The organism is Roseovarius sp. (assembly GCF_048262375.1).
In the GTDB taxonomy this organism is placed as follows: domain Bacteria; phylum Pseudomonadota; class Alphaproteobacteria; order Rhodobacterales; family Rhodobacteraceae; genus Roseovarius.
In genome coordinates this window covers 1-13,978 of the sequence record NZ_JBLXFE010000026.1, presented here as the reverse complement: position 1 = coordinate 13,978, position 13,978 = coordinate 1, and the positions used below count along the sequence as shown (strand labels likewise).

Below are 13,978 nucleotides of genomic sequence, written 5' to 3'. Positions count from 1 at the left end.
CCCATGCGCCTTGATGGAAATCAAGAGCGCGGCTTGGTTTTTTGCGGATCATAATGGGCAAAGGGCACAACTACCGCAGGCAACCGCTTTTGCAGCCCGTCGAGCTTGCCAATTTCCACCTTTGTGCCCACCGTATGATGCGCCACATCGACCCGCGCCAGCGCGATATTCTTGCCCAAAAGCGGCGAGCGCATCGAGGAAGTCACCTCGCCTACCTGTGCGCGCCCGATATGTACCGGATCACCATGGCCCACGCCCACATTGCTCTCGATATCGAGCCCCACCAGCACCCGCGATGGATGCTCCTTGCGCCGGATGAGGGCGTCCCGCCCGATGAAATCGTCTGGTTTCGACTTGAGCGGCACGGTAAACCCGATCCCCGCCTCAAAGGGGTCGGTCTGGTCGCTGAAATCATACCCGGCAAAGATAAGCCCCGCCTCGATCCGCACCATATCCAGCGCCTCAAGACCCATGGGCGTCAGCCCATGATCCTTGCCTGCTGCCCAGACCGCATCGAACACCTCCACCGCATGTTTGGGATGACAGAAAATCTCGTATCCCAACTCGCCCGTATAACCCGTGCGCGACACCACCACAGGGATTCCGTCGTGATCGCAAATCCGCGCGGGCGTGAACCGGAACCAGCCCAGCTCTTCAAACTTGGGCTGATGCGGCGCGGTCCAGATCACCTTTTTCAAGAGATCGCGGCTTTCCGGCCCCTGCACGGCGATATTGTGCTGCATATCGGTCGAGGACCGCACCAAGACTTTCAGCCCCAGCTCCTCTGCCGTCTCACGCAGCCACTCGCCGCCATAATCACTGCCGCCGATCCAGCGGAAATTGTCCTGCCCAAGACGGAACACCGTGCCATCATCAATCATCCCGCCATGCGGATAGCACATCGCGGTATAAACCACGCCACCCACCGGCAGTTTCTTGATGTCGCGGGTAAAGACATACTGACACAGCGCCTCACTGTCCGGTCCGGTGATCTCGAACTTGCGCAGCGCGCTGAGGTCCAGCACCACCGATTTCTGGCGACAGGCGTGATATTCCGCAATCGGCCCGGCGCTCGACATGGCACTGGCCAGCCAGAAGCCGTTATATTCGATGAAATTCTCGGTGAACCGCGCGAAACACGGGTGAAATCCTGTCTGTTTGGTCATTTTAGGCTCCGCATCGGGGGTGGGCCGATAGGCCACCGATCTTTGAAAGGTTTCCTTGCCACTGTAGGTGCGCACATGGATATCCGTGGGGTTCCAGCCATTCGCGGCGGTGGTGTCATCCGGACAGGCCGAACTCACGCACACCAGATCCGTCAAGGCGCGAAGCAGCACATAGTCGCCGGGCCGCGTCCAGGGCTCGTCGGTATACATCACCCCATGTGCATCAATGCCGGTGTTGAAAAAGAAATTGATCGCCATCCAGCCCGCGCGCGCCGTCACCCCATGCGGCGCAAGCGCGGCGTTGAAGTTGTCCGAACAGTTGATGTGACCGGGATAGCCGATATCGTCGTAATATTTCGCGGCGCAGGCCAACGCAAAGGCGTCATGCCGCCCGACCGTATCCTGCACCACTTCAACCAGCGGCAACATTTCCTGATCATAGTATTTCGCATGCAGACCCGGCATCGGATAGGCATGGCCCATCAGCGTGCGCGTCGTGGTCACATCCAGCGCGTGCTCGATCCCCTTATCCAGCTTGCGCGCGGCAAAACACTGGAAATCCGTGCATTGCCGCCCGTCCACATCGAGGATCTGGATATAGTCGCCTGCCTTGACGAAATAGGCCTCAGCGGTGGCCGAATGTACCCGCAAATCCGTCACCGGATCAGCCAGCGGATCTGGCAACTCAAACCGTGCCGCAGACTTCAGCACCGCGCGTTTGACAAGAACGGTGAGCGGTGTCGCGGTATCCTGCGCTTCGAAATCCATGATCCCACCGGGGGCCGCGATCACCACCACCCCATTCCGCCGCGCGGTGAACTCCACCTCATCCCCCGCCGGGCTGCTGGCCTCGAACACATCCACCGACCGCGCCCGCGCCAGATCAATCCCCCGCGCCGCAAGTCCCATCCGCAAACCACGCAAGGAAGTCTCCGCCCCGGCAAGCAACGCCTTCAGTCCGCGCGCGTCGCCATTCCCTGCCTCGCCGAGAATACCCGTATCAAGCGCCCCATCTGTCCCGGCGGCCACAATCTCGCAGCGCTGCCCGCCTTCGGTATTCTGCACCGTCAGGCGATCCCCGGCCTCAATACGAATGAGGATTGCACCTGCGCCCTCGACCACATAGCGTTCGGTTCCAGGCGGCAGGGAAAACACCCGTGGCTCAACAATGACACTGGGCCGGGGTGGCCCGGCCTGAACCTCGGGATAGCGCGCTTCCAACACCTCGGACCTCCTAATTTCTCCGCAAGTTATTTGCATAAGCGGAATATTTATTTAACAATAAGAATAACTGAACTTGCACAATCCGGCAACCTGAAACCGGTCTCCAAACCCTGAATCTCAGCCCCGAACAGAGGACCCTCGGCCGAATGACCGCATTGATATTGGGGCTGGTGGCGGCCCTCGCTTGGGGCACCCATGATGTTTGCGTGCGTTATGTCAGCCAGAGTAGCGGAATTTTCGCGCCTTTGGTGTGGGTTCTGGCCTTTGGTCTCGTGATCGTGAGCCCGATCAGCGCCTATGCGGGGTTTCAAACGTCCCAAGGCGGCGACATTGGCCTCGCCCTGCTCGCCGGCGTTTTCTTCGGCATCGGCGGAACCGCACTCTACCGCGCCTTTGCCATCGGCCCGGTGCGGCTGGTGGCGCCGGTCATCGGCGCCTATCCGATTCTCTCGGTGGGCTGGGCCAGTCTCAACGGCGCGCCGGCCACCGCGCTTGAATGGGCGATGGTGGGGCTCATCATCTGTGGCGTGGCCTATATCGCCCAGAGCGACTCTGGCCATGATCACGACCCGCGCCCCAGCCCGCTTCCCGCCATCACATGGTCGGTCTTGGCTGCGGCATCCTTTGCGTTGACCTTTGCCATCGGCCACAAAGCCACGGCCACAGGCGGCGAATTGCTGCTCCTCGCGCCCACCCGCGCCGCCGCCCTCGCGGTGGTGCTGGGTTTTGCGCTGCTCATGCGCGCGCCCCTTGCCCTCACCCGTCGCCACGCGCCGCTTCTGGCGCTGATGGGCACGCTTGATGCGTTGGCCATCGGCTGCGTGATCGGCGCAGGCCAGACGGCGCGGCCCGAATTTGCCGCCATCGGCGCCTCGACCTTTGGCGTGATCACCGTGCTCTTTGCCGCCATCTTCCTGCGTGAACACTTGCGCGGCACGCAATGGCTGGCGGTGCTGGGCGTCTTTACCGCCATCGGCATATTAGGCGGCGGGCACTAACCCCCGCCTCTCATCGTTCTTCAAATACTCAAAGAATCTCAGCCCTCGGCAATCAAGAGCGCCGCCGCCAGAAACTTGCGCCCGTCATCGAACACCGGCGGCTTTTCGCCCCGCCAGCGTGCGCAGATCGGCCGCTCAGGCCGCGCACCCATCAGCAACCGCCGCAGCGCCTGATCGCTCTCGGCGGCGATGGCGCGATAGCGTTTGCGCATGTTGTCATGGAACGTATCCCGGTGCAGCGCCTCCATCCGCAAATGAAACAGCGATGACCGGCTGCGCGGCTTGAACACGATCGCGCTCACCGCTTCAGAGGCGCTTCTCCAACCGCTCAGCGCCCGCTTTTGCAGCCGCTCCGCCCGCACGCCCTGCCCCGCATCCCGCGCCAGAACCGCCAGATTGGCAAGGCTGGTGGCCCGCCGCAGATCGGTTGCGCCCAAAAACAGCCGCGCCACCCATCCGGCCCACCGCAACAATCGCCCCGCTGCAGCCCGGTCGCCCGCCATATAGGCCGCGCACCCCGCCTCGGTCAGTCGCTCCCAGACCAGATCGGCCCGCGACCAGCCCGCATCGCGCGCCACCCGCATTTCCGTATCGCCGCGCTCAAAGCCCCAGATACGCGGCGCGAACATGTTCATTTCCACGTAGCTCATGGGCAGGGCCCTCCATTGCGGTGTTTCCGGTTTCCAGGACATAGGCATGATGCGCCAGTTCAAGGGCCAGTTCGGCATTCTGCTCCACCAGCACGACCGACAGCCCCTGCGCGTTGATCTCCTCGATGATCCGCGCGATTTCCTCGACGATCACAGGGGCCAGCCCCATCGACGGCTCATCCATCAGCAAAAGGCGCGGCTTGGACATGAGCGCGCGGCCAATCGCCAGCATCTGTTGCTCTCCGCCCGACATGGTTTGCGCCCGCTGCACCCGCCGCTCACGCAGACGCGGAAAGCGGTCATAGACCTGTTCCAGATCGCGCTCGACCTCCGGCTTGTCGCGCCGCAGAAAGGCCCCGGTGCGCAAGTTCTCTTCCACCGTCATCTCCTTGAAGATGCGCCGCCCCTCGGGCACATGGGCGATGCCATGCGCCACCACCTTATGCGCGGGCAGATGGTCAATCCGCTTGCCTTCGAACAGGATTTCGCCCGCCACAATCGGGATCATTCCCGACATCGCGCGCAGCGTCGTGGTCTTGCCCGCGCCATTGCCACCGATGATCGTGACGATCTTGCCCTCGGGCACGGCAATGGAAATGTCGCGGATCGCGTTGATCTTGCCATAGTTCACGGCAATCTTGCGCATCTCAAGCAACATGGCGCGCGCCCCCCAGATAGGCCTCGATCACCGCCGGATGATGCCGGATTTCCGCCGGCCCCCCCTCGGCCAGAAACTTACCGAAACTCATGCAGGTGATCGTGTCGCACAGCCCCATGATCGCCTGCATATCATGCTCGACCAAGAGAATGGTGATCCCATCCGCCTTGAGACGGCGCATAAGCTCCATCATCTGCCGGGTTTCCTCGGGGTTCATGCCAGTGAACGGCTCATCGAGCAGCATCACATCCGGATGGCTGGCATAGGCCACCGCCAGCCCGAGTGCGCGCTGATGGCCGTGCGACAAATCTCCGGCACGTTCATCAACCAGATCGCTCAGACCAAAGAACTCCAACGCCTCACGCGCCCGCGCCTCGGCCCCGCGTCGATCCTCGCGATCCCAACCGACAATGGCGGCAAAGATATTGGGGCGAAACGGCATATGCGTGCCCACCAGTGCGTTCTCCAACACGCTGAGTTCGGCAAAGAGCGTCGAGTGTTGGAATGTCCGCACTACACCGCGCCGCGCCACCTCATGCATCTTGAGTCCGGATATATCCTCACCCCGCAAGAGGATCTGACCAGACGTCGGCGTATAGAACCCCGAGATCATGTTGAACGTGGTCGTCTTGCCCGCGCCATTGGGGCCGATCAGCCCGTGGATACTGCCATGGGCCACCTTGAACGACAGGCCGTCCACCGCCAGCAAGCCACCAAAGCGCATGGTCAATCCGCGCATCTCGAGAAAATCGGTCATGCCTCTGCCTTTCTGTCGGATTTAGCCGTGGGTTTGCGCGGCAGAAACTTCTGAACAATGCTCTCCAACCCATTGGGAAGAAAGAGAATAGACAGGATCATGATCGCCCCGTAAATCAATGGCCGCGCCTGCTCGAACCCCAGTTCGCGCAGCACGATCTCATTGAGCACAGTCAACAGAACACAGCCCAGAATGGGTCCGTAAAAGGTCGATGTGCCGCCCACAATGGCCCATGTCAGCACAAAAACCATCACCTCGATGTCAAAGGAATTGGGGTTCACCGTGCCCACATAATGCGCCTGCAACGCCCCCGCGACCCCGGCAAACCCGGACGCAATGGCAAAGGCCAGCGTTCTGTAGGCGCGCAGATTGACGCCCGAGGCCTCTGCCAGCTTGTCCTGCCAATGCACCGCATGAAAAGTCAGGCCCACAGGCGATTTTTCGATCCGCCACAGCACCCACAGGCAAACCGCCACAATCACCCCGGAAAAATAATAGTAGGAAACCGGCTCAAAGAAATCAAAGCGGTAAAACCCCAGCGAGAAATCCGGCATCGGATCAATCCCTGAAATCCCCCGTACGCCACCGAACGGCTCGCGGAACCGCTTCCATATCAGGCGGATGATCTCTCCTGCGGCAAACGACCCGATGAGAAAGTAAAACCCCTTCATCCGAAACAGCGGAAAGGACAAGAGCACCGCCAACAGCGCCGCCGTGATCCCGCCAAGGAACATCGCCACCGGCACCGCAATGCCCAATTCCTTGGTCATCAGCGCCGAGGCATAGGCCCCCACCCCCATGATCACCACATGCCCGAGCGACCATTCACCCGTCAAAGTCAGCAACCTGTAGGACGTGACCAACAGGATATTGATCATCAGAAAGACCAGAATTTCCTGCTGAGAAAAGCTCAGACCATACGGCAGGGCAATCAGCGCCACGGCGCCGAGAATGAATATCAACGGCTTAAGCACGATCCGCACTCCCGAACAATCCTGTGGGTTTGACGATCAGCACAACCAGCATCAGCATGAGACCCACGATATCGGCCAGCACCCCATCCGAGAATGTAGTGACGAAGGTGTGGACAAAGGCATAGACCACCGAGGCGATAATCGCCCCTTCCAGTGATCCGACCCCGCCCACGATGATCACGATGAACGCGGTCACGATAACCGAATGACCCATATGCGGATTGACCGATACAAGGGGTGCCGTCAGCGCGCCCGCCACCCCGGCCAAGGCCGCGCCGATAAACATCGCAATCCGTGCGGTCTGCGTAATGGAAATCCCCTGCAACGCCGCCGCTTCCGGGTCCTGCGCCGAGGCGCGCAGCGCCCAGCCAAACCGCGTCCGCTTTAGGAAATACCACAGCGCACTCAGCAACACGACCGCCGCCACGATCACATAGAGCCGCGCCACCGGCAGACCCACCTTATCGGATATGCGCCAGACCTCTTGCGTGACCGGGGGAATATGCTCCATCCGCACGCCAAACCCCATCACCGCCAGCGATTGCAGGATCATCAGAAATCCGATCGAGGCCACCAATCCGCCCAAGGGATTGTCCTTGAGTGGCCGAAACAGCCCCCATTCCATCAACAGCCCCAGCATCCCCACAAAGAGCATGCCAATCGGCACCGCAACAAAGAACGGCAGATGCATGTCGGCATAGAGCGCCACCACCGCATAGGCACCGGCCATGAACAATTCGCCATGTGCGAAATTGACCACGCCCATTACGCCAAAGATCAGCACGAGACCGACCGCGACCAGAGAAATATAGCTTGCTGCATAGACGGCGTTCAGGCCAGTCTGCGCCAGGAGTTCCATCATCGGAATGCTCGAATTTAGAGAGAAGAAGAAACAGCGCCCGCGTCCCGGGCGCTGTCCATGCCCGGATCCTAGCCGCGCTGATCCCACATCTGGCCATAGGCCGACATATGCTTGATCAAGAGATCGCCATGCCGGCTGTACCATTCGGGAATAGAGCGGAACTCCTTGATCACGGCCTTGCCGTTCTCGATTGCCACAACCGGCCAGTCACCCACCAGCGCGTTGTTGATGCCAAAGAGCTCCTCACCCCACCATTCGGCCTCGCCAAAGGCATGCTTGCCGGGACCATCCTGCATCGCCGCGATCACCGCCTCGGGATCGGCAGAGCCTGCCTTTTCCGCCGCCGCTTTCCACAGATCCATGATCGAGGCATATTCCCAGCTCACAGCCCCCCATTGACCGGGGTGCCGCTTGTTGTATTCGGCATAGAACCCGTTGGGATCTTCAAAATTCACGGTTTCTGCATTCAGCGCCGGATCGTCGAAATCCGGGAACTGGAAAATGAACCCCTCCATGAATTCCTTAGAGGTCTTGGCGATCATTTGATCATAGAAATCTGCTGTGCAACTGATGATCTGCCCGCCAAAGTTCTGTTGGAACAACTGCTCAGCAATCGGATGCACATAATCCGAATAGCAGGTGTCCAGACAGATGATGTCGGGGTTCTTGGCCAAGAGTCGCGTCACCACCGGCGCGAAATCCGTGGTAGCGGGGTCAAACAGCAGCGGCTCGTCCAGCATCTCGATGCCCGCAGCCTCGAACGCCGCCAGATAGGTCGCCACCGACGGCAGGCCAAGCGCATCATCCTGCGCGCACATGACCGCCGTTTTCAGCTCGGGCTTGTTCTGCGCCAGCCACTCAACACCGGTCACGTTATAGATCGGATGCACCTCTGCGGGTGCCAACAGCGTCTTGGTATCGGGCGAGAGGTCAGACGGCAGCAGCGTCGAAAAGAGCATGCCCGTGCGTTCCGCCACCGGCTGCACACCGGGCCATGTGTCACCGCCCAGCATCATGATAAAGCTCACGCCATCCTCACGAATGAGTTTGGTCGCACCTGTCCGGGCCTTGGCCGGGTCATATTCATTGTCATAAGACACGAATTCAACCGGATGCGCGCCGTCTGCCAGCAGGATGCCGCCAGCGGCATTGACCCGCTCAGCCCAGATTTCACAGCCGTCGAGACCGGGTTTACCCCAAGCTGCCACAGCCCCTGTCAGCGGTGCAAGAAAGCCGATCTTGATCGGTTCGCCCGCCGCCAGCGCCATTTTCGGCAGGCCGAGCGCCGCAGTCGCGGCTGCCGATGTTTTTAGAAAGGTTCGACGTGTGAACCCCGAAGCAATATATTTGGAAAGCATGCGTTCCTCCAACTGTTGGCGCCACGCGCCATCCGCGCAGCAGAGCGTAGCCAAGAGCGACCTCTTCTGGTTCATTTCCAATCCGAAACACTATACCAGTTTCCGAAATTGGTTTGGCCGACGAGAGAAAGCTAGCAAAGCGATTTGCAACTCACAAGAAAATTTGTTTCTTAGAGTTATAATTAAACACTTCACCCTAGCCAAATCTTTCAATTTGCACAGAATTTTAGCAAGATCAGCATGCGGGCACAGCTCGAATACGGGCCTCAGCCCCGTAAAACTGGTCCGGTAATGGGGATAAATTGGTCCGCTGCCCGTACCGCCCGGCTTGTGAAGACCTTTCTTTCGGCCTAGATTTCCGGCCAACGGACATTGCGCCAGATGGAGAATATCAGATCATGGCCAGCCAGACCTCTAGCACCACGGCGCAGCTTGTCACCAACCATTCGGTCGGCGCGACGGTGCAGGTGGTCATCGACAGCCTGTTCGCCCGAATCAAATCCGAAGAATATCCCGAAGGCGCGCGCCTGCCCTCAGAGCGCACGTTATCCACGGAACTTGGCGTCGCCCGCAACACCGTGCGCGACGCGCTGGATGTGCTGGAATCCCGCCAGATCATCCGTCGGCGCGCCGGGTCTGGCAGCTTTGTCACCTACAAGAACGAACTCAACCGCACCGAAAACCGCAGCGCCTTGGCGGAAAACACCAGCCCCCTCGACCATCTTGTCGTGCGCGGCATCCTTGAACCGGAAATGATTCGCCTCGCGGTCATCAATATGACCCCGCGCGACATCATGGAGCTTGACGATATTCTCACCCGAATGGAGGCGATCAGCACCGATGCCCCCGAATTCGTCCGCCGCGAGGAAGAATTCTATCGCAAGATTGCCGCGGGCACAGGCAATCCGCTGCTGGCGTCCTGCTATGATCTGGCGATCGAGGCCTGCTTGCAGACCCACCGCTCCACCATGATGCGGCGGCATCTGACGCCCAAACGTATCGAGGATTATCAAAAACGCTATAATGCACTCTTCAATGCGATTTCCTCGCGCGATGTCGAAACCGCAGTGGAATACATCAAGCTGCACCTCATCGAGGAACAAAAAACCCTGTTGCAAGAGGACTGAGGCGCTTTAGGTCGCCGCGATCAACCGCGCCTCAAGACAGGCCTTGCCCGCCCCCTGCCCATGCCTCTGATGCCAAAGCTGGCCAAGCTCTGCCATTTCCGCACGCAACAGCGGCTCATGCCGCGCGAGCCAATCGGGGATCGACCCGAAATCGACAATCCGCGCCTTGCCGCCCCGGATCTGCACCACCGGCCAATCCCCGATCAGCGTATGGTCGAGGCCAAACATATCCTGCCCCCACCATTGCGCAGGCCCAAAGGCATGGTTGACCTCGCCCAACTGCCGCATCGCTGCCAGCACTGAAACCGAATTGACCGTGCCCGCCCGCTCGACCGCCGACTGCCAGATATCCAGAATCGCGGCATATTCCCAACTGACCGCCGTCCAACTGCCGGGAAAGCGCGCGTTATATTCCTCATAGAACGCCTGCGGTTGGTTAAAAAAGAACGCCTTTTCCGCCAGCAGAGGGTCGTCAAAATCCGGGAATTGGAACAGGAACCCTTCCATGAAATCCGGCGATGTCAGGGCGATCAACTGCTCATAACTGTCTGCGGTACAACTCAAAATCTGGCCTGCATAGCCCTGAAGGTAAGCATATTCTGTCATCGCATGAACCATCGGCGTATAGCTCGTGCACCAGCACAGCATATCCGGCGCATGGGCCAGCATCGGGGCCACCACCTCAGGGGCCGAGGCCGCGCCCGGATCATAGCGAATTTCCTCGACGATCTCGATACCCACCGCCTTGAACGCCGCGCGATAAGCGGCCAGCGCGGGCAGACCAAGCGCATCGGTCTGCGCACAAAGCGCCACGGTGCGGATCTCTGGCCGGTGCTTTGCAATCCATTCGACCGCCGTCACCGTGTAGATGGGCAGCGATTCGCCCGGCGCGATGAGATAAGGCGTGTCCGGTGACAGGTCGCTCGTCAGCAACGATGAGGTCAGCACCTTCTGCCCCATCAGATAATCGCGGACCTCCGCAAACGAATCGCCCCCCAACATCATCACCAGCGCCGCATCATGCGTTTGCACCAGATGCCGCGCGCCGCTCAATGCCTCAGCCCCGTCATATCCGCAGTCAAACGCCTCAAGCCGCACCGGAAACCGCTGACCGCCCATCAGCACGCCGCCCGCCCGGTTGAGCCAATCCACCCATATCCGGCAGCCGTTCAGGCCCGGCAACCCCCACGATTCGACCGGCCCGCTCAGCGGGGCCAGAAACCCTATGGTCAATGTCTTGCGCATGCCCACCGAAAACCGAGGCAGGGCGCTTCTGATCGCCAGACGTTGTGCAAAACTGGTATTGGACATGGCTGATTTCTAGCACGTTCTCGCCCCTGCGCCAGTCGGTTCATGGGAAAATATTATTCTTAGAGAGAAAATTTATTGACAACAGGTCTAGCGCGGCCTCAGTCTGGCATGGACCAAAGGCACCAATACTTGAATATTGGTCCATACCAACCTGGAGGGCTACATGACCAGAAAACGAATTGCGATCATCGGCGCGGGTCCATCGGGGCTTGCTCAATTGCGGGCTTTTCAATCCGCCGCCGCCCAAGGCACCGAGATCCCCGAGATCGTCTGCTTCGAAAAACAGGACAACTGGGGCGGCTTGTGGAATTACACATGGCGCACCGGCCTTGATGAATACGGCGAGCCGGTGCATGGCTCGATGTATCGCTACCTGTGGTCGAATGGCCCCAAGGAAGGTCTTGAATTCGCCGATTACTCCTTTGAGGAACATTTCGGCAAGCAAATCGCCTCTTACCCGCCCCGCGCCGTGCTCTTCGACTATATCGAAGGCCGCGTGAAAAAGGCCGGCGTACGCGATCTCATCCGCTTTTCCACCGCCGTCCGCTGGGTCGAAAAGGACGGGGATAAATTCAACGTCACCGTCTGCCACCTCCCCGAGGATCACACCTATACCGAATCCTTCGATCACGTCATCGTCTGCTCGGGCCATTTCAGCACGCCCAACGTGCCCTATTTCCCCGGCTTCGAGAATTTCAAGGGCCGCGTCCTGCATGCCCATGATTTCCGCGACGCACTGGAATTCAAGGACAAGGACATCCTCATCGTCGGCACCAGCTATTCCGCCGAAGACATCGGCTCGCAATGCTGGAAGTACGGCTGCAAATCCGTGACTGTCAGCCATCGCACCTCGCCCATGGGCTATAACTGGCCCGACAACTGGCAAGAGGTGCCGCTCCTGCAAAAGGTCGAGGGCAACACCGCCTATTTCAAGGATGGCACCAGCAAGGATGTGGATGCGGTGATCCTGTGCACCGGCTACAAGCACCACTTCCCCTTCCTGCCCGATGATCTGCGCCTCAAGACCGCCAATCGCCTCGCCACCGCCGACCTCTACAAGGGCGTGACCTTTGTGCGCGAACCAGCGCTCTTTTACGTCGGCATGCAGGACCAGTGGTTCACCTTCAACATGTTCGACGCGCAGGCTTGGTGGGTGCGCGATGTGATCATGGACCGCATCGCCCTGCCCGACCGCGCCACGATGGAGGCGGACGTCGCCGACCGTGTCGCGCGTGAGGATGCCGGTCAGGATGACTATGACGCGATCTGGTATCAGGGCGATTACGTCAAGGAACTGATCGACGAAACCGACTATCCCAGCTTTGACGTCGAAGGGGCCTGCTTGGCGTTCAAGGAATGGAAAGGCCACAAGAAGAAAGACATCATGGGCTTTCGCAACAACGCCTACAAATCTGTCATCACCGGCACCATGGCGCCCATGCACCATACGCCTTGGAAAGACGCGCTCGACGACAGTCTCGAAGTTTACCTCCAGAACTGACTTTCCCTACCTGAGGTGGGCGGCTCCGTGCTGCCCACCCTTTTTTTCCGGATCAAGGTCGGCGTTGTGCCAAAGGGCTTGATCTTGCGCGCTGCGCGGCGCATGCACGGGGCCATGCCTCACCCCTGCCCTCATCCCGATTGCCTCTGATGCCGATTGCCCTCGACAGCCTCGCGGCGCTCTTTGATCTGCCCTTTGACGAGGTGATCGACGTCCGGTCCCCCGCCGAATTCGCCGAGGATCACATCCCCGGTGCGCTCAACCTGCCCGCGCTCTCGAACGAAGAACGCGCCCGCGTTGGCACCATTTATGTGCAACAGGACCGCTTTCTCGCCCGCAAGATCGGCGCGGCATTGGTGGCCCGCAACGCCGCCGCTCACCTTGAGGGCCCGCTTGCGGATCGTCACGGCGGCTGGCGTCCCCTCGTCTATTGCTGGCGCGGCGGTCAACGCTCGGGCTCCTTCACCGTCATTCTCCAACAAATCGGCTGGAAGGCCGACACCATTCAGGGCGGTTATCAGGCCTATCGCCGCCTCGTGGCCCGCGCCCTCTACGAAGAGGATTTTCCGGCCCCCGTCCGGCTGATCGACGGCGGCACCGGAACCGGCAAGACCCATCTGCTCGCGCATCTCGCGGCACAGGGCGCGCAGGTGATCGACCTTGAACGCTTGGCCGCGCATCGCGGCTCGGTCTTTGGCCCCGTTGTGGGCGGGCAGCCGTCGCAGAAATCGTTTGAGAGCGCGCTCGCCGCCCAGATGGCGCGGCTCGATCCCGCCCGCCCGGTTTATATCGAGGCCGAAAGCACCCGAATTGGCCGCATCACCCTGCCCCCCATACTGACCCGCGCCATGCGCACCGCCCCGGTGATCCGTCTCGAGGTGCCATTGGCCGCCCGTGTGACCAATCTCTGCGCCGATTACACCGATTTGATAAGCGATCCCGTCCGGCTCGACGCGATTTTGACGCGGCTGGTGCAGTATCACGGCCATGAACAGGTTGACCACTGGCGCGCCCTCGCCGCTGCTGGCGACTATCCGGCCCTCGCGGCCCAGTTGATCGAGACCCATTACGATCCGCGCTACATCCGAAAACCCCGCCCAGAAGGCATCAGGCCACTCGGGCTGCCCGATCTGTCGGAGACAACGCTGAGAGCGGCGGCGCAGGAGTTGATCAAGAGCGAGTAGGGCTGGTCTGAGGCAGACTTTGGGCATGTGCGGTAAGTCGTGCTGCGCCCGCCCGCCGGGTGGGCGCAGCACCTTTTTCGGCTGGCACTTTATGCCAGCCACACCCTCCGCGCTCTCAATCACACGAACCGTTGCAAAAGCGCCCGCCCGAGGGGGCGGTCGGGCGCTGCGCGGCGGGCTTCGCCCTTGATCCCGCGCGGGGGGGCAC

Annotated in this window: 12 protein-coding genes; 4 read left to right on the top strand and 8 right to left on the bottom strand. The window is 60.5% G+C overall.

Annotated elements, in window-relative coordinates:
• Positions 1-20: 20 nt before the first annotated feature.
• Positions 21-2,390 carry a trimethylamine-oxide aldolase Tdm gene (gene tdm / locus ACN0SW_RS17940; RefSeq protein WP_417729301.1) on the bottom strand — a complete coding sequence of 790 codons (2,370 nt, stop codon included), beginning with the start codon at positions 2,388-2,390 and terminating at the stop codon, positions 21-23.
• Positions 2,391-2,536: 146 nt separating this feature from the next.
• On the opposite strand from tdm, the gene ACN0SW_RS17935 reads away from it, so the two are divergent.
• A complete protein-coding gene (locus tag ACN0SW_RS17935) occupies positions 2,537-3,388 on the top strand; it encodes an EamA family transporter (RefSeq protein WP_417729300.1) in 852 nt (283 codons plus the stop codon).
• Positions 3,389-3,426: 38 nt separating this feature from the next.
• Here the strand turns inward: ACN0SW_RS17935 and ACN0SW_RS17930 are convergent, their stop codons facing one another.
• From ACN0SW_RS17930 to ACN0SW_RS17905, 6 genes are all read right to left on the bottom strand, one after another.
• Positions 3,427-4,038 carry a tetratricopeptide repeat-containing protein gene (locus tag ACN0SW_RS17930; RefSeq protein WP_417729299.1) on the bottom strand — a complete coding sequence of 204 codons (612 nt, stop codon included), beginning with the start codon at positions 4,036-4,038 and terminating at the stop codon, positions 3,427-3,429.
• Entirely contained in the window at positions 3,989-4,696 is a 708-nt protein-coding gene (locus ACN0SW_RS17925) for an ABC transporter ATP-binding protein (protein ID WP_417729298.1), read from the bottom strand. The genes ACN0SW_RS17930 and ACN0SW_RS17925 overlap by 50 nt, the downstream gene beginning before the upstream one ends.
• On the bottom strand, positions 4,686-5,453 hold the full coding sequence (locus tag ACN0SW_RS17920; RefSeq protein ID WP_417729297.1) for an ABC transporter ATP-binding protein: 768 nt from the start codon (positions 5,451-5,453) through the stop codon (positions 4,686-4,688). Before ACN0SW_RS17920 ends, ACN0SW_RS17925 begins: the two co-directional genes overlap by 11 nt.
• The gene (locus tag ACN0SW_RS17915) at positions 5,450-6,436 is read right to left on the bottom strand and encodes a branched-chain amino acid ABC transporter permease (protein ID WP_417729296.1); all 987 of its coding nucleotides are present in this window, start codon (positions 6,434-6,436) and stop codon (positions 5,450-5,452) included. Before ACN0SW_RS17915 ends, ACN0SW_RS17920 begins: the two co-directional genes overlap by 4 nt.
• The gene (locus ACN0SW_RS17910; RefSeq protein WP_417729295.1) at positions 6,420-7,289 is read right to left on the bottom strand and encodes a branched-chain amino acid ABC transporter permease; all 870 of its coding nucleotides are present in this window, start codon (positions 7,287-7,289) and stop codon (positions 6,420-6,422) included. The genes ACN0SW_RS17915 and ACN0SW_RS17910 overlap by 17 nt, the downstream gene beginning before the upstream one ends.
• 68 nt (positions 7,290-7,357) lie before the next feature.
• Positions 7,358-8,647: an ABC transporter substrate-binding protein gene (locus tag ACN0SW_RS17905; protein ID WP_417729316.1), complete on the bottom strand. Its 1,290-nt coding sequence runs from the start codon at positions 8,645-8,647 to the stop codon at positions 7,358-7,360.
• 398 nt (positions 8,648-9,045) lie between these two features.
• Here ACN0SW_RS17905 and ACN0SW_RS17900 point away from each other — a divergent pair, with 398 nt between their 5' ends.
• Positions 9,046-9,774: a FadR/GntR family transcriptional regulator gene (locus tag ACN0SW_RS17900; RefSeq protein ID WP_417729294.1), complete on the top strand. Its 729-nt coding sequence runs from the start codon at positions 9,046-9,048 to the stop codon at positions 9,772-9,774.
• Between the two features lie 6 nt (positions 9,775-9,780).
• Here ACN0SW_RS17900 and ACN0SW_RS17895 read toward each other — a convergent pair whose 3' ends face one another.
• The gene (locus ACN0SW_RS17895; protein WP_417729293.1) at positions 9,781-11,085 is read right to left on the bottom strand and encodes an ABC transporter substrate-binding protein; all 1,305 of its coding nucleotides are present in this window, start codon (positions 11,083-11,085) and stop codon (positions 9,781-9,783) included.
• Between the two features lie 163 nt (positions 11,086-11,248).
• On the opposite strand from ACN0SW_RS17895, the gene ACN0SW_RS17890 reads away from it, so the two are divergent.
• The gene (locus tag ACN0SW_RS17890; protein ID WP_417729292.1) at positions 11,249-12,586 is read left to right on the top strand and encodes a flavin-containing monooxygenase; all 1,338 of its coding nucleotides are present in this window, start codon (positions 11,249-11,251) and stop codon (positions 12,584-12,586) included.
• A gap of 149 nt (positions 12,587-12,735) precedes the next feature.
• Complete coding sequence (gene mnmH / locus ACN0SW_RS17885) at positions 12,736-13,770, top strand: tRNA 2-selenouridine(34) synthase MnmH (RefSeq protein ID WP_417729291.1); 1,035 nt, start codon at positions 12,736-12,738, stop codon at positions 13,768-13,770.
• Positions 13,771-13,978 lie beyond the last annotated feature (208 nt).

Bases quoted from the DNA above. Each gene is read 5' to 3' on its own strand.
- ACN0SW_RS17935 (WP_417729300.1), top strand. From the start codon at position 2,537: ATGACCGCATTGATATTGGGGCTGGTGGCGGCCCTCGCTTGGGGCACC.
- ACN0SW_RS17930 (WP_417729299.1), bottom strand. From the start codon at position 4,038: ATGAGCTACGTGGAAATGAACATGTTCGCGCCGCGTATCTGGGGCTTT.
- ACN0SW_RS17925 (WP_417729298.1), bottom strand. From the start codon at position 4,696: ATGTTGCTTGAGATGCGCAAGATTGCCGTGAACTATGGCAAGATCAAC.
- ACN0SW_RS17920 (WP_417729297.1), bottom strand. From the start codon at position 5,453: ATGACCGATTTTCTCGAGATGCGCGGATTGACCATGCGCTTTGGTGGC.
- ACN0SW_RS17910 (WP_417729295.1), bottom strand. From the start codon at position 7,289: ATGATGGAACTCCTGGCGCAGACTGGCCTGAACGCCGTCTATGCAGCA.
- ACN0SW_RS17905 (WP_417729316.1), bottom strand. From the start codon at position 8,647: ATGCTTTCCAAATATATTGCTTCGGGGTTCACACGTCGAACCTTTCTA.
- ACN0SW_RS17900 (WP_417729294.1), top strand. From the start codon at position 9,046: ATGGCCAGCCAGACCTCTAGCACCACGGCGCAGCTTGTCACCAACCAT.
- ACN0SW_RS17895 (WP_417729293.1), bottom strand. From the start codon at position 11,085: ATGTCCAATACCAGTTTTGCACAACGTCTGGCGATCAGAAGCGCCCTG.
- ACN0SW_RS17890 (WP_417729292.1), top strand. From the start codon at position 11,249: ATGACCAGAAAACGAATTGCGATCATCGGCGCGGGTCCATCGGGGCTT.
- mnmH (WP_417729291.1), top strand. From the start codon at position 12,736: ATGCCGATTGCCCTCGACAGCCTCGCGGCGCTCTTTGATCTGCCCTTT.